This is a genomic window from Ensifer sp. ENS06 (genome assembly GCF_014852205.1).
In the GTDB taxonomy this organism is placed as follows: Bacteria; Pseudomonadota; Alphaproteobacteria; order Rhizobiales; family Rhizobiaceae; genus Ensifer; species Ensifer adhaerens.
This window is the reverse complement of sequence record NZ_JACVBC010000009.1, coordinates 207,352-230,596: the sequence shown is the minus strand read 5'-3', so window position 1 is coordinate 230,596 and position 23,245 is coordinate 207,352. Positions and strand designations below refer to the sequence as shown.

The following is a 23,245-nucleotide window of genomic DNA, read 5'->3' as shown; positions in this document are numbered from 1 at the left end:
GTGAGGAGGTGATGATCTAAGTGTCGCAGCCCCCTCCCCGCGGCACGACCGCCAAAGGCCGGCACACCTAGGGGGCCGTTTGCCCATGGGCAGGCGGCCTCCCTTTCGTTGGCAAGGGTCGTCACCTGTGTAGCAAGTGCCACCAACCGACAACGATGAGGCGTTGTCAGCTTTGCGCCAGGAGCGGTCATCCTGCTTTTAGACAATGTTATTGACCGTTCAGTCAATAACTGCTACTACCCTTTGCCATGGCAAGACCAAGAGAGTTTGACCGCGACACGGCTTTAGACAAAGCCTTACGACTGTTCTGGGCGAAGGGATTTGCAGCGACGTCAACCGACGATCTGCGCGAGGCGATGGGCATCGGCAGGCAAAGTCTATACGGCGCATTCGGCGACAAGCGTACCCTATATATCGAGGCGCTCGACACATATCAGCGGCGAACCAACTCGGGCCACCTCAAGAGGCTCGGCGAACCGAGCTCGCCACTGAAGGGCATCGAGGACCTGCTCACTGGCCTGGTGTCTGATGACGATTGCGAGCGCGCCCTTGGTTGTATGGGCGTCGGTTCTGTTGGCGAGTTCGGCATCACGGATGAAGAACTGAATTTGCGCCGAGAGAAGGCGAGCGCCCTGCTTGGTCGACGTATCGTCGAACGGATCGAGGAAGGCCAACGATTGGGAGAGGTCGATCCCGGGCTTGACCCGGTAGAGGCGTCGGCATTCGTTCAGATGATGATGACGGGACTTCAAGTGGCAGCACGCAGCGGGGCTGCGGCGTCAGACCTCAGGTCGATAGGACGCTTCGCGACCCACCGACTGAAGCCCTGAGTTTGCCTCTTCAAACGAAGAGGCATTCTTTTGCCCAATAATGGACTGATCAGTCAATAAAGGAGAATGACATGACGATCAATCAGCGTAAAACCGCACTCGTCTTCGGTGGTTCACGTGGTATCGGCGGGGCAGCCGTCGAACAACTGGTGAAGGACGGCTTCGACACGGCCTTCACCTACGTGTCGCGTCCGGACAGTGCCAATGCACTGGTCGCGAACATTGGGTCCATCGGCGGCCGAGCTATCGCCATTCAAGCCGACAGCGGTGACCCCGAGGCTATTCGCGCGGCCGTGGCAAAGACTGTGGACCTCCTTGGACCAATTGATGCTGTGGTGGTCAATGCAGGCATATTGCGTATCAACACGGTTGAATCTGTAAGCCTGGAAGAACTGGACATGATGCTCAACATCAACGTTCGGGGTGTCTATCTGTCGATACAGGCCGCCGTGCCATATCTCAAGGATGGCGGCCGCGTCATCACGATCGGCTCCAATGTGGCCATCAGCACTGGCTCGCCTGGAGCGAGTGTCTACCAGCTCACCAAGGCCGCCGTCGCGGCCATGGTCAAAGGCCTTGCGCTCGATCTTGCGCCTCGGCGAATCACGGTTAACAACATCCAGCCAGGCCCAACAGAAACCGACATGAATGCCGGCGCTATCGAAATGCTGTCGGCCCGGAGCCCGTTAAAACGCGTCGCCGCTCCAGGAGAGATAGCAGGCGTGGTGTCATATCTCGCCAGCCCAGCTTCATCCTACATGACCGGATCAAGCCTGACGATCGACGGTGGACTGACGCTCTAGGTCAGCGCGACCGCATCCATGTGCGGGACCCCGACACTGTTGCCGCGGTTCCGCACGTTGAACTCCTGTGTTCGTGGAAAGCAAGCTCCAATCTCGAGCGATTATCGCCGGATGTCCGCTTCGGACCTAACCGCGACCATTGGTACAGTTGCTACATAACTCCGGTTTCCTGCAGGCCTGTGAGTTGCTCAATTCCATCGTAGCTGTTCCGTCTTTCGCACGAGATCTGCCAGCGAACGGCTCTGCATCTTGCGCATGACGCTCATCCGATGGAGCTTCACGGTCATTTCGCTGATGCCGAGCTGGTAGGCGACCTGCTTGTTCATCAGACCACTCACAACTGCAAACATCACTTCCTGCTCGCGAGGAGAAAGAGTATCTGCCAGCGCCTGGATCCGGTCGCGTTCCGCCTCGACTTTGCGGCGCTCGGCGTCGAGCTTAATGGCACGATCCACCGCCTCCAGCAGATCCTGATCGGCAAACGGCTTGGTGATGAAATCCATGGCGCCAGCCTTCATCGCCTTTACGCTGGTCGGAACATCTGCATGCCCCGTCAGAAAGATCACCGGCAGGCGGCTACCAGCAAGAGAAAGATGCTCCTGGAGGTCCAAACCCGTGCCCCCTGGCATGTTGAAATCAAGAACAAGGCAGCCGGGCGCCCGGATGTCTGCCGTCTCCAAAAACTCAGGCCCATTCGAGAACGCGGTCACCCGTTTTTGGGTCACCATGAACAAATCGAGCAGCGCTTCCCTCATGGCCTCGTCGTCGTCGACGACGTAAACGATCGGTTCCGCAGGCTCTTGCGTGTTGGTTTGAGCGTGTTGCATCAGATTGGCCTCTGTTTCGTCCCGCATGCATCGTGGACGATCACGACGAGCGGGCGTTCGCTTTGACGGTGCGCGTGCGGAACGACCGTCGGTTCGAGCGGCATCTCAAGTTTCATCGTTTCCCTCCATGGGCCGGTCGCCCAATGCGGCGGCAAGCGTGGCCAGCAGAACCTGCGCGTCGAAGGGTTTTCTGAAACAGCTAGTCCGGTCGCGCGCACTCAGCTGATCGGCGATCTCGTGCCGGCCGGTCATCAGGAAAACAGGAAGGCCCGGCTCTTTCGTCTTGACCAGGTCCCTCAGTTCGAACCCGTCCATTCCCGGCATCCCTATATCCGTAATGAGCGCATCGAGACCCGGGAGCCCAGCGGAAAGCAGCGATCGGCCAGACGAGAAGCTGCGAGCCGAGTAGCCGGCCGACTCCAACAGATCCTCCAGCGACTCCAGCAATCTCGGATCGTCGTCAACGATCGCGACGACCTGCCGATGCGGCAAAGCCATCGATTTCACGCCTGTCTTGCGGGCATGGGTAACGGGTATCTTCAAACGTTCGGCGATGCGCACAAGGTCTGCAAAGGAGCCTGCCTTCATCTTCTGCATCACATTTCGCCGGTGGATCTGCAGGGTCACCTCGCTGATGCCCAGTTCTGCCGCCGCCTGCTTGTTGAGCAGCCCGCTTATGACCAGCGGCAGCACCTCCCGTTCGCGCGGTGTCAGGTCAAGGTAGCGCCGCCTCAGCTTTCCGAACTCTGCGCGCTCGGCCCGTCTTTTCTCGTCCTCGGCAATGGCCGCATGAATGGCGGCCATCAAATCCGCGTCGGTAAACGGTTTGGTCAGGAAATCGACGGCGCCATCCTTTATGGCCCGCACAGACGAACGGATGTCTCCGTGACCGGTTATGAATACGATCGGCGGATGCTCCCCTTTGGCTATTGCGCTTTGAAGATCCAGCCCGTTGATGTCCGGCAATTCGATATCCAGAAGCAGGCAGGCGGGCGCATCCGGTTTTTGCGAATTGACATAGTCTCCGGCCGAACCGAAGGCGATCGCCTGGATGCCGTGTGAGGCCAAGAGCTCGCATAGGGCCTCGCGGATCCGATTGTCGTCATCGACGATGAAAACTGTGTATTCTTCGTTCGTCATGCCGCTGCTTCCACTTCGATCGGCAAGGTAAACGTGAAGGTTGCGCCATTTGTTTCATTGTTTTGCGCCCACAGCCGCCCCCCGTGCGACTCGATGATCGAACGACAAATTGCCAGACCCATCCCCATTCCGTTCACTTTCGTCGTAAAGAAGGATTCGAATATTCGTTCCGGAAACTCGACCCCCGTACCAATGTCGCTGACCTCCGTCGCGACGAAATCCCCCACGCGACGGACCTGGACACGAACGACGCGGTCGCTGAGCACAGCGTCCATCGCATCCATGCCGTTGCGAATGAGGTTCACCAGAACCTGTTGAATATGCACCTGGTCCACCGCAACATAGGGAAGGGTTTTCTCGATATCGACGTCGACCCGAACGCGACGGCGCATGGCTTCCTCCGCAATGAGATGAACGGCTTCGGCGATTGCGCTCACGAGATCGCTATCGCTTTGAGGCTCGACACGCTGCTTGAACAGGGCGCGGATGCGGCTGACGACTTCCGCGGCGGCGTTGGCGTCACGGATAATGCGTTCGGCAGTGATCTTTGCCCGCTCGAGATTGGGCGGGGTGGCCAACAACCAACGGTGACAGGCATTGGAGTTGGCCACGATCGCTGCCAATGGTTGGTTCACCTCGTGGGCGATTGACGCCGAAAGCTCGGCCAGGCTCGCCGACTGACTGGCTCTGGAAAGTCTCTCTTGCGCAAGGCGCAATTCGTTCTCAGCCTGAACCTCGCCATCGATATCAAGGCAAATTACGTTCCATTGGACGATCGCACCCTCCAGATTGCGCATGGCAGCCGCTCTGGTCTCGACCCACCGATAAGCGCCGTCAAACCTGCGTAGGCGATGCTTGCGTGCATAGGGTTCGCCGGTGGCCAGGGAATGCGCATACCTCTCCTTGACGCCTGCGACATCGTCGGGATGCACCCCGGAATCAAGCGTTGCGTCCAGCCGGGACTTCCCCGTTCCGTCCAAGTCTTCAAGATTATAACCGAGAAATTCCCGCAACTGTTGGCTGCGATAGACCGGCTCGCCGTTTGGTGCGGCGCAGTCGATCATCGCCGGCAACGTCTCAACCAGCTGCCACAGTGACCGCTCCCGTTCACGCAGCGCATCTTCGACGCGCAATTGGTCGTCGATATCGTGTGACAGCCCATACCATTGCACGATCTGTCCGCTATCGTCGCGCAAGGGTTCTGCATTGCTTTCAACCCACCGATAGACGCCATCCGACCGGCGCAGGCGAAACCGTTTTGAGAAGTTCTCGCCGGTGGCGACAGACTGGCTCAGTGCCTCCTCGAGGCCTGACGCATCGTCCGGGTGCACGGAGGATCTGAAGGCGGACGCCAGGCGGCCCGGGTCTGGTTGTTCGGAATTCGCTGCGTCGAGACCGAGAAAGCACATCAGCCGCTTGTTGAAAAACGTTGGCTCGCCCTGAGGGTTCAGGCGCCAAAGCAGGCTGGGAACGATGTCGACGAGCTGCAGGAGTTCCCTTTCGCGGTTGCGCAACGCGTTCTGCGCACGCATCTCGTCATCGATGTCGATCGAGATCGCATACCAGTTTACGATTGCCCCCTCCTGGTCGATCAGCGGCACCGCGCGTCCGTCGACCCAACGATAGACGCCGTCCGAGCGGCGCAAACGGTACTTCATTCCGTAGGATTCGCCAGTCGCAACGGAATGGCGGACCGCTTGCAGGAGGCGCGCGGAATCGTCCGGATGCACGAGCATTTCCATCGCCGTCGCCAGCCGGCTGCCAGCCGGTGTTTCCAACTGTGCGAGATCTTGCCACCCATAGAAATCAAGCAGGCGCTTGTTGAAAAAGGTCGGTTCGCCGTTGGGGCCCAGTCGGCGGATGTGAACCGGGACCATGTCAACAAGCTGCGAGAGTTCCAGCTCTCGGCCACGCAACGCCTCGACGGTCTTCTTGTAAACATCGATGTCGAGCGCGATGCCGAACCAGCCCAGGATACGGCCTCGAGCGTCGCGGGCGGCCCGGGCGGCGGTTCGGGCCCAGACATAACTTCCAGATACGCGGCGGAAGCGAAACTCGACGTTGAAGTCATCCCCCGTTTCCAGGCAACGATTCCATACCGCTGCTGTCCGCTCGTAATCGTCCGGATGCAGCAATTGCTTCCAGGCCGTGTGACCTTCGTCAACGGAAATGTTCAGTTGCTCCGGAGTGACGCCGAGCGAGTTCTGCGCAAATGGATGCAGGTAAATCCAGCGCCCGCGCGCATCGAACGCCCAGCCATTGCCGAATATGCTCTCGACAGCTCTCGCAGACCGTAGTGGTTCGGGTTCGCCAGCGCTATCGGATGCCGTAACCACGCGAGGCTCGCGATCCGTCACCAACTCATCGATATCGACGCTGACGCTGTATCCGGGCTCGGCGCGGGTTTCCGTCCACCGATACTTGCCGTCGGGCTGGCGCCGTCTGTGCCTCGTGACCTGCGGAACGCCCGTCCAGAATGCACGCGCGGCTGCATGCGCCGCTGCAGTTCGGTCATCGGGGTGAATTGCGCTCAACGAGCTTGGCAATTCCTGTACGGCCGCCTCCGCCGTATCCACAAAACGAGCGGCGGCGGCGGACGTTTCGATGTCGATGATCGCGCCGTACCAGCCAACGATATCATCCTCACCATCACGCAAGGGCTGAGCAGACGTTCGGCTCCAACCGTAAGCGCCGCTTGCGCGCAGAGTTCGGTGTTCGATGTTGAAGTGCTGGCCTGTTTCAAGGCACCGGTGCCAGAGCGCCATTGACCGCTCGTAATCGTCGGGATGGATCATTCGCCTCCAGCCCAGCGGACCACCATCCGACTGGGAGCCGAACTCCTCAAGCGTCAAGGCCAGCCGCGACAGCACCGCAGGGCTGACGAAAACGATCTCGCCGGCCGAATTCGCCGCCCAGGCGTTGCCGACCACGCTTTCGATGATCCGCACCGCGTGCATAGCTTCCAGCCCGATTTCGTCAGGTGAGTCGAACGCCTTCGTCATTGCCTTCTCCTGCAGGACGAGGAAAGCCACTATCAGCGCTCTGCATAGCAGTTGTTCTCGAGATTCGGACTGCGCAAACTATCCGCCCATCCTATTCTCGCTGCGTCTCGCCTGCATCCTATGGAAATCTATGACAACTGAGCGGTCTATTCTAAGCTGTACTTGAGCATAGGCGAAGAGGCATCCGGCATCGCCGGGCAGCACGCCTTCTCATAGACTTCCATAGGCTGCGGCATGGCCGTGATTGCGATAGGGTTAGAGGAATGGCCGGTTCACCCCGCCAGACTTCGTTTACAGTGCCTTGGTAGGGGGGCCACACGGTGCCCAGGCTTTCTCTGTCCGATCGGAGCAGCCGATGGAATCAGCTTCTAGAGCGATTGGCGACAGCCATTCAGAGACAGTCAATCATCCGGTGCAAGAGCTCGAGCGAACGTCGCCAGGGCCCGCCGGAAGCGCGTTGCGGCGCGCGCCCACCGAACGACCATCCGTCGAGCGGGCTTCCCACTGGCGGCGGTTCCGATCAAGCCGACCGCAGTTGTTGCATCTCGTCGCGTTCTTCGCGGCCTACGTGCTGGGCTGCGGATTTGCGAATGTGCTTGCGATAGTCCCGGGCATCACCGTCTCGATCTGGCCCCCCGGCGGTGTTTTCATGGCGACGCTCATCCTCACGTCTCCCCGCAGTTGGCCATGGTGGATCGTCAGCGGTTGCCTTGCCGAGATGTTTGCCCAGCTTGTGTGGTTTCACAGCCCGCTTCCAGCAGGATTTTTGATCTTCGTCGGCAACGCGCTCTGCGCTTCGGCAGGTGCAATGCTCCTCAGCAGCGCCACTGGCCGTCCCGTGCGGCTGGAAACACTGCAGCAGGTCTTGGCTTTCGTCGTCTTGGGTGCCGGAGTAGCCCCCCTTGCCAGCGCGACCGTCGGGAGCGCAACCCTTGCCTGGTTTGGTGTGAAGTCCCAGACATTCGCGTCGGTATGGCCACTATTCTGGATCGGAGATGCAACAGGCATCCTGCTGGTCGCGCCATTGATGCTCGTCCTCGTCCGCTCCTGGCGCGGAGAAACCAGGCTGTCCGTGGCACACTGGACGGAGGCTGCCGTTCTCTGTTTCATCTTCCTGGGCGTTGCCGCCCTTTCCTTGAGCGCTCGCTTCTTCCCCTCGCCCTATATCATTTTGCCGTTTCTGCTCTGGAGCGCCGCGCGTTTCGAATTCCGAGGGGCTGCTGTCGCCTTGACGATCTTGACGCTGGTGACGATGGCGCTCACGATAACCGGTGACAGCCAGTTTATCGGTGATGCCGGATCGCAACGGCAACAGCAGGTCATGCTGCAGCTCTTCCTCGTGATTTCCGCATTCTCGGCGCTTGTCGTCGCAGCCATTTCCAGACAGCACCAACTGGCGTTACTCACCGCCCGTCAAAGTGAACTGCGGCTGCAACGCTTGACCGACGCCGTTCCGGCTCTCATCTGGAGCGCCACGCCTGACGGAACGCCGAGCTACCTCAACAAGTGGGCCACCGACACGACCGGGTTGGCGTTGACTGATCTGATTGCAGCCAATGGCAAGCGATCCTTGACGGACATTCATCCGGATGACCGCATTGCCACCGACGAAGCGCTGAAACGCGCGTTCGAAGCGGGCACGACCTTTGCAGGAAGGTACCGTCAGCGGCGGGCAAACGGTCCCCATCGATGGGTCGAGAGCCGGGCAGCGCCCTTGCGTGACGAAGCCGGAACGATTCTGCAGTGGTACGGCGTTTCAGTCGACATCGAAGACGCAGTGAGCGCTCAGGCTGCACTGCGCGAGCGGGAGCAGGAGCTGCTGCAGCTTGTCAACATGGTGCCAAGCCACGTCTGGCGCTTGACGCCGGATGGCGAGCCCACCTTCTTCAACAAGCGCATGGTCGACTTTCTCGGCCTGGACATCTGTGACACGGACAAGCCGGGAAAAACACGGCTTGCAGCCATGGTCGAAGTCTCCGTGCATCCCGCCGAGGCAGGCGCGTTCGTCGATCTGCTTCGCCATTGCCTCGAAACCGGTGAAGCCTTTGCCATGCGATATCGCCTGCGCCGGGCCGACGGCGTCTTTCGCTGGATGTCGAGCCGCGCAGAGCCAATGCGGGATCACTCCGGGAAAATCGTCCAATGGTACGGCATGTGCCATGACATCGATGATCTGACGCACGCCGAGGACGCATTGCGCCGCAGTCAGAGGCAGCTTCAACGGATGATCGACGCAGTGCCGGTCCGCATTTGGAGCGCGACGCCATCGACCGGCTCGGTCTACTTCAACAAACAGTTCAGGGACCGCTTCCGCTCGGTTGTCGCAAGCTTCGAAGCAGACGGGGAGCAGAGTATCGAAAGTCTGCTTCAGAAGCTGATCCATCCGGACGACGCCGCAGCTGTCGGAGACACGCTGCAAAAATGTTTTAAAACCGGTAGAAGCGCAACGTTGCGCTTTCGTTGGCTTGAAATTGAAAGCGGATATCGCTGGGTGGAATGCCGGGTCGAACCTCGCCGCAATCAGGAAGGAGAGATCGAGGAGTGGTATGGCGTTTCGCTCGATATCGACGATCAGATGCACGCTCAAAACGCATTGCACGATCGCGAGCGCGAGTTGTCGCTGCTCGTCGATATGGTACCGGCCTTCATAGCCCGGCAGACCGCCGGCGGTGAACTCAGTTTTCTGAACAAGCGGTTGGTAGACTTCCTCGGTTCAGATGCCATCGACGCGGACAAGCCGGGCGTGACCCGCGCCGGCGCGATGATGCGTTCTATCGTCCATCCGGACGATATCGCATCCGTACGGGCGAACGCCACGCACGGCTTCTCCACCGGTAAACCCTTCTCCAACAGATATCGCATGCTTCGCTCCGACGGGGCGTACCGGTGGGTCGACGGGCGCTGCGAACCATTGCGCGATCAAAACGGGACGATCGTGCAGTGGTATGCCGTGGCCATTGATGTCGACGATGAAGTGCGTGTCCAACAACAGCTCTTCGATCGGGAGCGCGAACTCTCGCAACTGGTCGACATGATGCCCAGCCCACTCTGGCGGTTAAACACGGATGGGGAACCGGTCTTCTTCAGCAAAAGCCTGATCGAGTTCCTCGGACATGACGTGAAGGACTATCAGGGATCGGGCAGCGCTCTCGCCGCTGCAATTACAGCCGCGCTTCACCCGGACGATGCAGCGAAGATGGATGCCACGCTGAGAGAGGCCTTCGCCACCGGCGAAAACTTCTCTTTGACCTACCGGCTGCGCCGTGCCGACGGCGTCTATCGCTGGATGTCGGGCCGCGGTGCTCCCTTGCGGGACGCCAACGGTCAGATCCTGCAATGGTTCGGCATTTGTCACGATATCGACGATCAGCTCCGCGTCGAACAGGTCTTGCGCGAGCGTGAGCGCTCGCTTCGACAACTCATTGAAACCCTGCCTGCGATGGTCGAATGCACCGACCCGAACGGTGATCCTGTCTACCGCAGCGAACAGCTTCGCGAGTATCTGGGGTACAAGTTGGAAGCGCCCGATGCGTCGGGAGAAGCACGACCGTCAGGCCCGCTTGGTGCTGCCGTCCATCCCGACGATATGCCTCAAGTCCATGAGAACGGCGGCCATGCCTTGTCCACCGGTACGCCCTATGCGCAGAAGCATCGACTTCGCCGGTCGGACGGAGAGTATCGCTGGGTGGAGACCCGGGCAGCGCCCATGAGGGACGCCGATGGGCTGATCGTCCAGTGGAACGTCATTTGCATCGACATCGACAGCGAAGTTCGGGCCCAGGAGGATTTGCGGGCTGCGCGCGATGGTCTTGCGCGTGCGTCTCAGGCCGCCAGCCTCGCCGAGCTTTCCGCCTCGATCGCCCATGAGGTGAACCAGCCGTTGGCAGCGATCGTGACAAATTCGCATGCATGCCAACGCTGGCTTTCTGCTGAGCCGCCAAACCTTGCGCGAGCGCAAAGAACGGTGGAACGCATCACGCGCGACGCAAACGCTGCCGCAGACGTGGTAAGCCGCATCCGCGCGTTGTTCACGAAATCCGTGGAGCCCGGGATGAGCACAACGGTAGACAGCGTCATTGCCGAAGTGCGCAACCTTTTGGTCGAAGAAGCCTTGCGGCGGCGCGTTCGCATCCAGCTTGACGTCGAAAGCGACCTTCCTCCGGTCGCTATGGATCGCGTGCAACTTCAGCAGATACTGGTCAACCTGATCCGAAACGGCATAGAAGCGATGGCATCCACGGCGGATCGGCGCATCGTCAGCCTGCATGCGACGCGTATCGAAGACGCAATCCGCATCGCCGTGAGCGATTGCGGCACGGGGATCCAACACCCCGACAGGATATTCGAACCTTTCTTCACCACGAAAAACGACGGCATGGGCATGGGATTGGCGATCTGCCGTTCGATCGTCGAGGCCCACGGCGGACGCCTGTGGGCACAAAAGAACGAGCTACAAGGATCGACGTTTGTTTTCACACTGCCGATTGAAACCAACCTAACGGCATGACGATTGCTGCATAGGACGGCCTGCAAACGATCTCGGTCGCATATGGCGGCTCACCACCGCCAGCCGATAGCGTTCGCATGCAATTCCAGTAGCGGCAAGGAGTCCGCTGTCCGCACAGGGCCAGTAACTGCCAAGGCGGCCGTCATGTCCTGGTCGCACACGCCGCCGTGCGCGATAGGCGCTTCGATAACGTCGCTAGTCAAAAAGATGAGGTTGCTCGCAGGCCGATTGCGCTACTCCCCGCTGTCACATCTCCGGCAGGCCAGCCTTTCGGAAGCCGTCTGCAAAGTGGTCTCGTACAGATGCGTCGCGCAGCGGCTGGGAGCTGAGCCAATGGCCGATCGTAAAATGAGGGTGGGCGATCAGGAACAATTCTGCTTCTCGCCGCGCCTCCTCAAGGTGGCCCAATTGCGCAAGCGTAGCAGCCAGGAATTTGCGTGAGTTGGTACGATACGTGTCTTTCCTGCGCAGTGTAGCCGTTGCCGCCTCATAGTCACGCGCGGCATATTGCGCCTGCCCAAGATGACAAAGATACCAGCAGGCTGGATAGGGATTGAGCCGCAGAGCTTTTTCAATCTGTGCCAGTCCGTCGGCAACCCTGCCGTCCAGCACGGACATGTCCGACATGGCGGCCCAGGTGTCGGCGTGGTTGGGGTCTAGCTCCAGGGCCTTGGCGAAGGCGGCTTCTGATTCCTCCCATCGCCGCTCATAAGCCAAAATAGTTCCCAGAACGTAACGGCAGCCGGCATCGTTGGGGTCCAGGTCGACGGCCTTCTGCGCGAACGTCACCGCCATCTGACGGTTAGGATCTTCGGGCTCGCCGAAGTGAGTCCAGGCCAGCCAACGATTATAGGCGAGCAGACCGAGCGCTTCGGCATATGATGGCTCAAGCTCAACCGCGCGCTGAAGCAACACATAAGCCTCACGCGCAGTTTGCGGCGACTCTTCCGTCAGCAGGCGGGCGCGCACACACAGATCGTACGCCTCAAAATTCTTCGGCCGATTGCGCTGCGTCGGGATGGTCAGTCGGCCGATGAGGGCTTCAACAATCTTGGCGTTAACTTCATCCTGTAATTCGAAAACGTCTTCCACCGTCCTGTCAAACCGGTCGGCCCACAAGTGCTGGCCGCCAAGCGCGTCGATCAATTGTGCATTGATGCGGACACGACCCATTGCGCGTCTGGCGCTCCCCTCGAGGACGTAGCGCACGCCGAGATCCTGGGCGACAAGCCGTACGTCAACCGGCTTGCCCTTGTAGCCGTACACGGAATTGCGCGCGATGACGAACAGGCCAGCTGTTCGGGAAAGGTCGGTGATCAGGTCTTCGGTCAAGCCGTCGACGAAAGGCGCGTCCGCTTCATCCCCACTCGTATTTGTGAACGGCAATACAGCGATCGAGGGACATTCGGGCAGCGGCAATATGCTCTGCAGCGCATCCGGCCAATGCCACACGTGGACCGGGCGAGCCAGGTTCTTTAGGTAGCGTTCGCCTGCATCAAAGAAACGGTCGCCGATCTTGCCGACGATCTCGCCGTGAACTTTGGCTGAAATGCAGATACCTCCCGGTGCGGCCAGCGTCTCTAGGCGCGCCGCGACATTGACACCGTCGCCGAGAACGTCTGAACCGTCGTCAATGACATCTCCCAGATTGACCCCTACACGCAAAAGCAGGCGCCGGTCTGCGGCAGCTTCGACAGCAGTGGTGGCCCGTTGCATTTCCAACGCTGCTGCGACCGCGTCCACCGCGCTACCGAATTCGATTAAAAATCCGTCGCCCATGACCTTGAAGATGCGACCCGTGTAACGCATCACAGCCGGCTCGATAACGCCAGAACGGAGTTTCCTGAGGTCCGCCAGCGTTGCGACTTCATCAGCCTCCATCAGGCGCGAATATCCCACCACATCGGCAACGACGATGGCGGCAAGGCGACGCTGAAGAGATTGATCCGTCATGTTGAGGACAAGCCTAACGACCGAGCTCGCAAGGTATTGTTCAACCGCGAGTGAGTCAACAAGTCGCAAGAGGTAATGCCAGGCGACCTCCGCCTCCATCGAGGATTGAGCGACTTTATCGGCGCCCTTTGTCTTCGGATGGGAGACCTACATCCAGTCGAGCCGCAGGCGCGCGTGTGCGATATCGGCCACGACCGAGACTGCGAGTGAACGTGCATCCCTCGCCTTGTCGAACAGGCCGATCGGCGCCTTGATGCGAGAAAGCAGACGCTCATCTCCCCCGCAATCACGCAGGAGCTGGCAGCGTTTCGCATGGGTCCGGCGGCTGCCAAGGGCGCCGATGTAGAACGCATTCGACGTCAGCGCCACATCGAGCAGCGGCAACTCGCGATCAACATCGTGGAAGAGGAGCGCGACGGCGGTGTCGCCGTCTAGTTCGTCAGGCGAAGGCACTTGCCCACGCTCGAGCACGACTGTCTCGTAGCCGGCCGCAACAGCAACGCGGGCAACCGCATCGATCTCGAGCGGAGTGCCGGCGAGGATGACCCGCGGCCTCGGCCGGTAGGCGCGCACAAAACTCTCGCCGTACCAGCCGCTTGCCTCGCTGCCGTGCTGCAGCGAAAGGGCGCGCTTGCCAGGATGATAGCGTAGACCCACCGGCGAGCGACGTTGGAGGGTGGAAAGCGCCTGGCGCAAGACTGCCGCGTCCGCCAATACATGGATCGCAAGGGTAATGCCGCCGCCACAGGGCAGGACAATATCAAAGAACGGGGACCCTTCGCCAAGTCGAAGCGTGCGATCAAGGCCCTTTCCAAGAGCGGTGATGGTTTCGGTAGCCACGGCCGCTTCGGTGCAACCACCGGAGACGAAACCGCAATAGAGACCGTCACTGCGCACGACCATTTGCGCGCCGAGGGCGCGCGCAGCGCCGCCACGAATTTCGACGAGCGTGATGAGGGCCGTTGACTGCCCCTCTTCGAGCGATCGAGCGGCGAAAGACAGTATTTCGATTGCATCGTCCGACAGGAAGGTAGCGCGCGGTTCTGGCGCGTTCGTTTCCGGATCGGCGGCGATGCGGATCGTCATCTCACTCCACTCCCTGCGTTCCCCGCCAGCGGCGCACGATACCCGGATCGAGATCAAAGAGATCGAGCACGCGGCCGACGGTGTGGTCGACCATGTCTTCGATGCTCTGAGGTTTCGCGTAAAAGGCTGGGACAGGCGGATAGATGATGCCGCCCATCTCGGTCACATGCGCCATGTTACGGATATGGCCGAGATGAAGCGGCGTTTCTCTGAGCATCAGGACGAGACGACGACGTTCTTTCAGCACCACGTCGGCCGCACGGGAAATGAGGTTGTCCGTCGTGCCCGTGGCGATCTCGGCCAGCGTCTTGACCGAACAGGGGGCGACGATCATGCCGAGCGTCTTGTAGGAGCCAGAGGAACAGACGGCGCCGATATCCTTGTTGGAATGGGTGGTCGTCGCCAACGCTTCGAGGTCCTGTCTGGAAAACGTCGCCTCGGCCGCAAGGGTGATGCAGGCCGCACGCGACATGATCAGATGTATCTCGATCTCGAGGTCACGCAGCAGTTCGAGGATGCGCTTGCCGTAGACCACGCCCGACGCGCCCGAAATGCCAACGATCATGCGTCTTGGATGCGTCATCGCCCTATCCCGCGCTTTTCAGGAGTGCTGCGGCGCGCGCGCAGGCCTCGTCGCTGATGCGGGCGCGCACGCCATGGAAATTCGGGCCGCGCGTCGCATCGAGCCCCATCCGCGAGGTCGTGCCGATGCCGCTGGCGGAGGGGTCGAGCGCATTGCCTGGCAGGCCTTCGATGATGACGACGTCCTTGTGCGGCTGGAAATGAGTGGCAAGCGCCCAGAGCACCTCACTGTCGCGGGTAATATCGACATCCGCGTCCACCACGACCACGGTTTTCAGGTACTGGTCCCAGCCGAGAAGGCCGAGCATGACCTGCCGCGCCTCCCCCTCACGCGTCTGGTTCATGGCGATGTAGGCGTGAAAATGCGTGCCCGACGAGGGGTAGTGTACCGCGGTGATGGAGGGAAAGCGCGCCTTCAGCTTCTCCACCACCTCGGCCTCGCGCGGCACGCGGCCGAGATTGAGGTGTTCGGCCGAATTGCCGCCGGCGACGCTGACGAGGATGGCATTGCGCCGGCGCATGACGGTTTCGACGGTGAAAAGGTTGTTGGTCGAGCGGTCGGAGGAATAGCCTGTGAACTCGCCGAACGGCCCCTCCTCCACATGCGCCTCGGGATCAAGCACACCTTCGAGCACGATCTCGGCATGGGCGGGAACACGAATGCCGTACTTTGGTGTCCGCACCACCTGAAGCGGCTCGCCCATCAGGCCGCCGGCAACATCACGTTCGTCTTCACCGAAGGCAAGTCGGGCAGAGGCTGCGATCATGAAGAGCGGATGGCCGCCGATGACCATCGCGACCGGCATCGGCCTGCCCTTCTCCTTGGCCATGTTCATCAGCCGCCAGAGATGGCCACGCGAATGCAGCGAGGTGGCGAGCGAATTCTTCGAATGGATCATCGCGCGGTGGTAGCTGAGATTGCCGGCGCCGGTTTCGGGATGCTCGCCGATGATGATGCCGCTGGTGATGTATTTCGCCCGGTCCGTGTCGAAGTGCTTGAGCATCGGCAACGCGTTGAGATCGACGGCATCACCCGAGACGATCTCCTCGGTGATCGGACCTTCCTTCAGGACTTCCGGCGTGAACGGCCGGTTGGCGCGCGCCTGGTAGGCCTCGTGCAACCTGTCGGCGGTCGAACCGAGCAGACGGGCGATACGATCGCGTGAGGCAAAGATGTTGCAGAGGACCTCGCTGCCGACGCCGCTGACATCCCTCAGGTGCAGCATGGGATGTCGCCCCCGCTCAGCCAGGTTCCAGATCAGCGCTGTCGCATCCTGATCGTCTAAGACCGGCTGGTCGATGGTGATGACATCTTCGGGGTGCTCCGCCCTGTAGTCGGCGAGGAAGCTGCGGACATCTTGCTTGTGGTACTGGGTCATATCTTAGCCTCGACGCGACTGGGGGGTGACGGCGCCCGGAATGGGCGCCGTCGTCTTTACTCAGGCATATTCCTTGTGCTTGCCCGTGGCCCGGTCGACACCGGCATAGCTATCCTTCAGACGCGCCTGAGCGTCCCTCAGGTCGCGCGGCGGCGGCGACGGATCGATGCCGACGAGCTTGGCGATGTTGTTGCCGAGATAGCCTTCGAGATCGTCCTCGGAGAGGTTGATGCCGTGCGGCGGATCCTTGCAGAGCACTTCCAGTTCGCGCAGCCACATGCCCGGATCGTTCGGCGGGCTGTCCGTGCCGAAGACGATCTTGTTCTTCGGCAACTGCTGGGCGAACTCCACGATGCGCGACTGGAAGCACCAGCCCGACTCGCAATAGACGTTCGGGGTATCCATCGCCATCCAGAAGGACTCGAACGAATAGTTGCCGCCGGTCTGGATGCCGAAGTGACCGATGATGAAGTTCACCATCGGGAACTCGCGAATGATCGGATAAAACATCGTCGGGATGGTGTACGGGCCGTCGCCCGTGTGGATGAGCACGACGACGCCGAGTTCGGCACACTTCTTCATCGCCGGACGCAGCCAATCGAGCGCGCGGTCGGGGCGATAACCGTGCATGTTGGCGTGCAGCTTCAACATCTTGAAACCGTATTCCTTGACGTGGAATTCCAGTTCCGCAGCGCCGTTTTCAGGTCCCCAGCGCGGGTTGTAGTTGAAGTTGCCGATAAAGCGGTCCGGGTACTTCTGGCAAAGCTCGGCGCAATAGGCCATGTAGTCGCGAATGCCGTCGCGACCCTTGCGGTTGCCGTCGCGGTAGCCGGTGTTGCCCGGCGGCGGCTGGATGAAGCCCATGTCGATCCGGCGCGGCTTGCCGTTGATCATGTAGGGACCGTCCATCAGCTTGAGCATGCGCTCGCCGGTGAAGGGCTCGCCCGTGTGACGCCACGCCTCGTCGACGAGGTTGGTCGGGTGAAGATGGGTATCAATGATCATTGTTCACTCCGTTCAAATTTACGCGGCAAGGGCGACGCCGTGCTGGCGCAGATACGCCTCGGCTTCCTCGACGGTGGCCGGTGGCTTCGTCGCTTCCAGCCCGATCATCCGGGCGACGTTGTTGCCGAGGTAATCTTCGAGCGTATCCTCATCGAGGTTCAGGCCCTGCGGCGGCTCGTGGCAGAGAACCTCCAGGAGGTTGATCCACATGCCCGGTTCGTTCGGCGGCGTATCCGAGCCGAAGAGGATCTTGTGCTTGGGCAGAACCTTGGCGAATTCGACGATGCGCGACTGCAGGCACCAGCCGGATTCCACGTAGACACTCGGTGTGTCGAGTGCCATCTGCATCGGCTCAAACACGTAGACGCCGCCGGTCTGAACGCCGAAATGCGCCAGGATGAAGTTGACCTCCGGAAACTCGCGGATGATCGGGTAGAACTCCGTCGGGATCGAGTACGGTCCGTCACCGGTATGCACCTTCACCATCAGGCCGAGATCCGCGCACTTCTTCAGTGCCGGTCGCAGCCAGTCGAGCGCGCGGTCCGGGCGGTAGGCGTGCATGTTCGCCTGCAGCTGCACCATCTTGAAATCGAACTCCTTGGCGTAGCGTTCGATCTCTTCGGCGCCGTTCTGGGTGCCGTAGCGCGGGTTGTAGACGAAGCAGCCGAGGAAGCGGTCGGGGTGCTCGGTCACCATCTTTTCCGTGTAGGCCATGTACTGGCGGATGGCGGCCTTGCCCTCGAGATCCATCACCTCGTGGGTGTAGATGGTGTTGCCTTGCGGCGGCTGAATGAAGGCCTTGTCGATCCGGCGCGGCTTGCCGTTCACATAGTAGGGGCCATCCATCATCTTCAGCAGCTTGTCGCCGGTGAACGGCGGTCCGTCGTGTCGCCAAGCCAGGTCCACCAGATCGGTGGGATAGCAGCTCAGGTCAATAATCATAGGTTTCTCCTGTCGTAGAGGGTCCGGTCGATGCGGGGCCGCGCGATGAACGCCATGCCGGCCAAAGCCAGGCCTGGATCCGCGATCTCAGGAAATGCCGAAGACGGAGGGAACAGGCCGGCGCATAAGCTCCCAGGGCGGGGCAACCGGGTGTTCCTTTGGTGATCAGCATCGACATCGCAGCCTCATCTTCCAACAGACGGTGAGCAATTGTCGGTGCTTCTACTCGCCTTCAAAGGAACCACTTCGCGCGATTCTTGTCAACTCAAAAAATGAGCTAAACAATTGTTTTAAAACGATTTTTGTCATTGAAAGCAGCAGCAACCGCCCGCGCTGGAGGGGCGCGGGCGGCTCAGACAGAAAGGCTTACGCAAGCGCCGTCCGGCGTGGAGATTCGCTGCTAAGGCACCAGGCATGCACGCAAGTTTCTGTCGATACTTTCGCGGTCGAGATTGCGGCCGATGAACACGAACTTCGATTTCCGTTTGTCTTCGCCCCAGGCGTGGTCCGGGCGGAAATCGACGAGCTTGTGCACGGCCTGAAGCACGAAGAAGCGGTCGTCGCCGGCAACGGAAACGATGCCCTTTGTGCGGAAAATATCGTCGCCGTGCTCGCCGAGGTAGCCCTTGAGGAAACCTGCAAGCTTCTCGCCGTCGAAGGCTTCGGGATAGACGAAGGAGTGGGATTTCACCGTCGCGTCATGCTGGTGGGGCCGAAGGGGGGTCGCGTGCGCGCGTCCATGGTCATGATGATGGTGGTGCCCATGGTCGTGATGCGCATGGTCGCAACACGGCTCCTTGCAATCATGGTGATGATGGTGCTCGGCATCGCGATCGTCATCCATGTCGATGTCGAGAATTTCCGCCCGCTCTCGCACATAGGACGGCCGGAAACCCTTGACACCGAGAATGTTGGAGAGATCCACCTTGCCGTAGCTGGACCTCAGGATGGGTGCTGTCTGGTTCAGCCTGCGCAGAGATGTTTCCAGCGAACCAAGGGCATCCTCCCCGGCAAGGTCTATCTTGTTGACGAGGATGCGGTCGGCCGCGACGATCTGGTTGACCGCCTGGTTGTCGCTGCCGTCGAGCACCGGATCGTAGAGATGCTGGTCGATGTGCATTGCGTCCACCAGCGTGACGACGGCGTCGAGCTCCACCTCGTCGGCCACGCTACGGTCGACGAAGAAGGCGGTGGCGACCGGCGTCGGGTCGGCAAGACCCGAGGTCTCGACGATGATGTGATCGAACTTGTCCTTGTGGCTCAGGAGCTTCTTCATCACGTCGATCAGGTCGTTGCGCACGTCAACGAAGCAGCAGATGCAGCCGTTCTGCATCTGAAAGATTTCCTCGTCCGAGGCGAGCACCAGGTCGCTGTCGACGTCCACTTCGCCGTATTCGTTCTCGATCACCGCGATACGGTGACCGTGACGCTCGGTGAGAATGTAGTTGAGCAGTGTCGTCTTTCCTGATCCGAGGAAACCGGTGAGGATCGTGATCGGGAGTTTCTGCTGGCTCGCTGGTTCGATATGCATGTTCATGCGCCCTTCTCCCTCAAGGCTTTCAGGATGTCTTCCGGTGTGATCGGATAGTGGTGGAAGCGAACGCCGATGGCGTCGTGGATGGCATTGGCGATGGAAGGACCGATGGCGATGATCGGATCTTCGCCCACACCCTTGGCGCCCCAGGGACCACCCGGGTCGGGCGCTGCCTCGAGGATGATCGTCTCGATGTCGGGCATGTCCATCGACAGCGGCATCTTGTAGTCGACCAGGCCCGCATTGAGTGAGCGCCCGGTCTTCTTGTCGATGACGTAGTCCTCGGTCAGCGTGTGGCCGATGCCCTGCTGGATGCCACCCTCGATCTGGCCTTGCGCCGCGATCGGGTGAATGACGCGTCCAACGTCGTGCACAGGCACGACGCGCTTGACCTCGACGATGCCCGTTTCCGTGTCGACGTCCACCTCGGTGAAATGTGCGGCGAAAGAGTAGGATTTCGTCGGCTCGTAAGTGCCGTTGGCAACGATATTGGCGGCAGGAATGCCACGTGAGGGCCCCATGGCCTCCGACACCGTCATAGAGCGATCTGGCTCGGCGATGAGGAAGACCTTGCCTTCGGAAAGGTCGATCTCGTCGGGCGAGACCTGAAGTTTCATCGCTGCCCTGGCGAGCACGGCGGCGCGGACCTTTCCGGCCGCCATCTTGGCGGCCGTGCCGACCAGATAGGTCGTGTGGCTGGCAAAGGCCCCAATGTCCCATGGAACCACGTCCGTGTCGCCATGGATGACGCCGACGTCCTCGAAGCGGACCCCGAGCTCTTCGGCAACGATCTGCGCCAGCGCCGTATGGGCTCCGGTGCCAAGTCCGGCAGCGCCAGTCAGCAGCGTCACCGTGCCGTCCTCGTTGACCTTCACCGTGGCGTTGCCCTGTTCCTTGATGCCGGGATAGGCAGACGAGCCGTGCATCTCGCAGCCGATGCCCCACCCTTTGCGGATGTGCGGGCGCTTCGGATCTGGAGCCCGGTCGCGGTTCCAAAGCGCCTTCCAGTCGAGCACGTCGATGCCGTGCTTGAGGCAGATTTCAAGCCCGTGGCCGAGGATCGGATGGCCTGATGGCGCGATGTCGCCGGCGCGCACCACGTTCTTCAGCTTCAGTTCGGCCGGATCCATGCCGAGCCGTTCGGCCGCTTCGTCCATCTGGATGTCGAGCGCATAGTAGCTCTGCACCACGCCGTAGCCGCGGAAGGCGCCGTTGATCGGGGTGTTGGTGTAGACGCACCGCCCCTCCAGCCGCACGTTCTCGCAGCGATAGAGCGAGGTAGCGGCGGTGGTTCCAACGATGGTCACGCCCGGGCCATGGGACCCGTAGGCGCCGGAATCGTAGACCAGCTTCATGTCGCGGGCGACGAGCGTGCCGTCGTTCTTGAAGCCCTGCTTCAGCCAGATCCGGCAAGGGTGACGGGAACGACCGGCCACGAATGTCTCATGGCGGGTGAACTCCATCTTCACCGGCCGGCGGGTTTCCTTCGCCAAAAGCGCACAGAGAAACTCGTGCTGGAACAGGTCCTGCTTGGCCCCAAAGCCGCCGCCCATATGGTCGACGAGCACGCGCACCTTGGTGAGCGGCAGGCCGAGCACTTCTGCAAGGATGCCGCGCACCATGAAAGAGGTCTGGGTCGAGGTCCAGAAGGTCAGCTTGTTGGAACCGTCCCAGTCGGCGATGCAGACGTTCGGCTCCATGTAGGCCGGGTGCGGCCGCCCGCCGGCAAATGTGCCCTCGAGAACGAAGTCCGCCTCGGCAAAACCCTTATCGATGTCACCGCGGTTGACGCGCACCGGGTCGAGCACAAGATTGCCGCCCGGCCCAACGTCGTGGATCAGTGGTGCGCCTGGCTGCGCGGCGTCCTCCGGCTCGAAGACGGCCGGCAAAGGTTCGTATTCCACCTCGATCAGGTCGAGCGCCTCGTCGGCGATCTCTTCGCTGATGGCGGCGACGGCGGCTACGCCCTCGCCCCAGAACCGCACCTTGTCGTCGAGAATGTACTGGTCCTTGGTGCAGGAGGCCGAGCGTGGATGCGGCGACCCATAGTGCAGCACGCGTGGCACGGTCTCGTGGGTCAGCACAGCCTTGACGCCCGGATAGGCGAGCGCCTTGCTGACGTCGATCGACTTGATGCGCGCATGGGCGATCGCCGCGCGCTTGATCTTGCCGTGCAGCATTCCGGGCAGCTTGATATCGCCGGTATACTGCGCCTCGCCCGTGACCTTTTCGAGCACGTCGTCGCGCTTGACGCTCTTGCCGACGATCTTGAACTCGCGCTGTTCAATGGGGGTGGTCATGTTCATGGTCTTGCAGCCTCCATCTCGCGCGCGGCCGATTTGATCGCGTCGAATATCTTGGTGTATCCCGTGCAGCGGCAGATGTTGCCGGAGAGCCCGAAGCGGATGTCTTCGTCAGTCGGGTGCGGATTGTCGTCGATGAGCTTCTTCGCCATCATCAGGATGCCGGGCGTGCAGAAGCCGCATTGCGAGGCGCCGTGCCGCATGAAGGCATCCTGCAGCGGATGCAGTCGATCGACACCCGGCTGGAGCCCTTCGACCGTCTCGACCGCACGGCCTTCGGCTTCCACGGCAAGCATCAGGCAGGCGTTGACCGGCTCGCCATCGACGAGCACGGTGCAGGCGCCGCAGTCGCCGACATCGCAGCCCTTCTTGGTGCCAGTGAGGCCGACCTCGTCGCGCAGCGCATCGAGCAGGGAGCAGCAGCCATCGACGGCCATCTCGCGCGCCTCGCCATTCACGGTGAATTCGACCATCCGTTTCATGCGAAAGTCTCCAATGCCTGTTTGATGGCGCGACCGGTCAGGACGCCGACCATGTCGCGGCGGTAGTCTGCGCTGGCGCGCACGTTGCTGATCGGCGTGCATTCCTCCATCGCCCTGTCGGCAGCACTCCTGACCGTCTCAGCATCGAGCCTCGTGCCACGCAGCATGGCTTCGGCTTGCGGCGCGCGCAGCACAGTGGCGCCGACCGCACCGAGCGCGATGCGGATGTCGCTGCAGACGCCATCGTCCATCGCCAGGCTGACGGCGACGCCGACGGTGGACAGCTCCATCGCCTTTCGACGGCCGTGCTTGAGATAGGCCTTGCCGGTATTGTCACCCGCCGGCGGCACGGTGATGCCGGTAACGATTTCGCCCTTGGCGAGAACGGTCCTGCCGGGACCGGTGAAGAACTCGCAGATCGGCACCACACGCATGTTGGTGCGGCTGTAGATGTGCACGAAGGCGCCGTCCGCCACCAAGGGCGGAATGGTATCGGCCGACGGTGAGGCGCGACAGATATTGCCAACGACGGTCGCGCGGTTGCGCACCTGGATGGAGCCGAGCGAGGCGAGTGCTGAACGCAGGTTCGGATATCGCTGGCGCACCAGCGACAGGTTCTCCAGCCGTCCGACGGTCACCAGCGCACCGAAGGTCAGTCCGCGCGTCTCGTCATAGGTGATGTCGGACAAACCAGGGATCTGCTTGATGTCGACGACGTTGCGCACGCGGCGCAGCCGTTCGCGGATCTCGACCAAAAGGTCCGTGCCTCCGTTGAACAGGAATGTGTCGTCGCCGAGCTCGGTGAGAAGACGGGAGGCATGCTCCAGCGTTTCCGCCCGATGATAGTCGAAGCGTCTCATGGAATCCTCT

General features: G+C 61.0%; 15 protein-coding genes and 2 pseudogenes. 3 read left to right on the top strand and 14 right to left on the bottom strand.

Going from position 1 to position 23,245, the window contains the following annotated elements:
* The first annotated feature begins 248 nt into the window (after window positions 1-248).
* On the top strand, window positions 249-830 hold the full coding sequence (locus IB279_RS26595) for a TetR/AcrR family transcriptional regulator (RefSeq protein ID WP_113188450.1): 582 nt from the start codon (window positions 249-251) through the stop codon (window positions 828-830).
* A gap of 71 nt (window positions 831-901) precedes the next feature.
* Window positions 902-1,633: an SDR family NAD(P)-dependent oxidoreductase gene (locus IB279_RS26590; RefSeq protein ID WP_113188449.1), complete on the top strand. Its 732-nt coding sequence runs from the start codon at window positions 902-904 to the stop codon at window positions 1,631-1,633.
* Between the two features lie 188 nt (window positions 1,634-1,821).
* Here the strand turns inward: IB279_RS26590 and IB279_RS26585 are convergent, their stop codons facing one another.
* The 4 genes and pseudogenes from IB279_RS26585 to IB279_RS26575 form a co-directional block, all read right to left on the bottom strand.
* Window positions 1,822-2,460, bottom strand: a complete 639-nt coding sequence (locus IB279_RS26585; RefSeq protein ID WP_113188471.1) for a response regulator transcription factor — start codon at window positions 2,458-2,460, stop codon at window positions 1,822-1,824.
* Window positions 2,461-2,565: 105 nt separating this feature from the next.
* Window positions 2,566-2,922 (bottom strand): annotated as a pseudogene (locus tag IB279_RS37355) (response regulator); the annotation flags it as partial.
* A 45-nt stretch (window positions 2,923-2,967) separates the two neighbouring features.
* Window positions 2,968-3,600, bottom strand: a pseudogene (locus tag IB279_RS37350) (response regulator transcription factor); the annotation flags it as partial.
* Window positions 3,597-6,602: a PAS domain-containing protein gene (locus IB279_RS26575; RefSeq protein ID WP_192339997.1), complete on the bottom strand. Its 3,006-nt coding sequence runs from the start codon at window positions 6,600-6,602 to the stop codon at window positions 3,597-3,599. The pseudogene IB279_RS37350 and the gene IB279_RS26575, both read right to left, overlap by 4 nt.
* A 355-nt stretch (window positions 6,603-6,957) precedes the next feature.
* Here IB279_RS26575 and IB279_RS26570 point away from each other — a divergent pair, with 355 nt between their 5' ends.
* Window positions 6,958-11,109 carry a PAS domain-containing protein gene (locus tag IB279_RS26570; protein ID WP_113188448.1) on the top strand — a complete coding sequence of 1,384 codons (4,152 nt, stop codon included), beginning with the start codon at window positions 6,958-6,960 and terminating at the stop codon, window positions 11,107-11,109.
* A gap of 246 nt (window positions 11,110-11,355) precedes the next feature.
* Here IB279_RS26570 and IB279_RS26565 read toward each other — a convergent pair whose 3' ends face one another.
* From IB279_RS26565 to IB279_RS26520, 10 genes are all read right to left on the bottom strand, one after another.
* Window positions 11,356-13,062: an adenylate/guanylate cyclase domain-containing protein gene (locus IB279_RS26565; RefSeq protein WP_113188469.1), complete on the bottom strand. Its 1,707-nt coding sequence runs from the start codon at window positions 13,060-13,062 to the stop codon at window positions 11,356-11,358.
* Between the two features lie 147 nt (window positions 13,063-13,209).
* Window positions 13,210-14,148: an XdhC family protein gene (locus IB279_RS26560; protein WP_113188447.1), complete on the bottom strand. Its 939-nt coding sequence runs from the start codon at window positions 14,146-14,148 to the stop codon at window positions 13,210-13,212.
* Between the two features lies 1 nt (window position 14,149).
* Window positions 14,150-14,731 carry a UbiX family flavin prenyltransferase gene (locus tag IB279_RS26555; RefSeq protein ID WP_113188446.1) on the bottom strand — a complete coding sequence of 194 codons (582 nt, stop codon included), beginning with the start codon at window positions 14,729-14,731 and terminating at the stop codon, window positions 14,150-14,152.
* A 4-nt stretch (window positions 14,732-14,735) separates the two neighbouring features.
* Complete coding sequence (locus tag IB279_RS26550) at window positions 14,736-16,109, bottom strand: UbiD family decarboxylase (protein WP_192339995.1); 1,374 nt, start codon at window positions 16,107-16,109, stop codon at window positions 14,736-14,738.
* Between the two features lie 60 nt (window positions 16,110-16,169).
* Complete coding sequence (locus tag IB279_RS26545; RefSeq protein WP_112975038.1) at window positions 16,170-17,114, bottom strand: amidohydrolase family protein; 945 nt, start codon at window positions 17,112-17,114, stop codon at window positions 16,170-16,172.
* Window positions 17,115-17,132: 18 nt separating this feature from the next.
* On the bottom strand, window positions 17,133-18,056 hold the full coding sequence (locus tag IB279_RS26540) for an amidohydrolase family protein (RefSeq protein WP_034791747.1): 924 nt from the start codon (window positions 18,054-18,056) through the stop codon (window positions 17,133-17,135).
* 400 nt (window positions 18,057-18,456) lie between these two features.
* Complete coding sequence (locus IB279_RS26535) at window positions 18,457-19,587, bottom strand: GTP-binding protein (RefSeq protein ID WP_060604847.1); 1,131 nt, start codon at window positions 19,585-19,587, stop codon at window positions 18,457-18,459.
* Window positions 19,588-19,589: 2 nt separating this feature from the next.
* Entirely contained in the window at window positions 19,590-21,896 is a 2,307-nt protein-coding gene (locus IB279_RS26530) for a xanthine dehydrogenase family protein molybdopterin-binding subunit (protein ID WP_060529470.1), read from the bottom strand.
* On the bottom strand, window positions 21,893-22,375 hold the full coding sequence (locus IB279_RS26525) for a (2Fe-2S)-binding protein (protein WP_034791743.1): 483 nt from the start codon (window positions 22,373-22,375) through the stop codon (window positions 21,893-21,895). The genes IB279_RS26530 and IB279_RS26525 overlap by 4 nt, the downstream gene beginning before the upstream one ends.
* Window positions 22,372-23,235, bottom strand: coding sequence for a xanthine dehydrogenase family protein subunit M (locus IB279_RS26520; RefSeq protein WP_034791741.1), 864 nt, complete (start codon window positions 23,233-23,235; stop codon window positions 22,372-22,374). The genes IB279_RS26525 and IB279_RS26520 overlap by 4 nt, the downstream gene beginning before the upstream one ends.
* Window positions 23,236-23,245 lie beyond the last annotated feature (10 nt).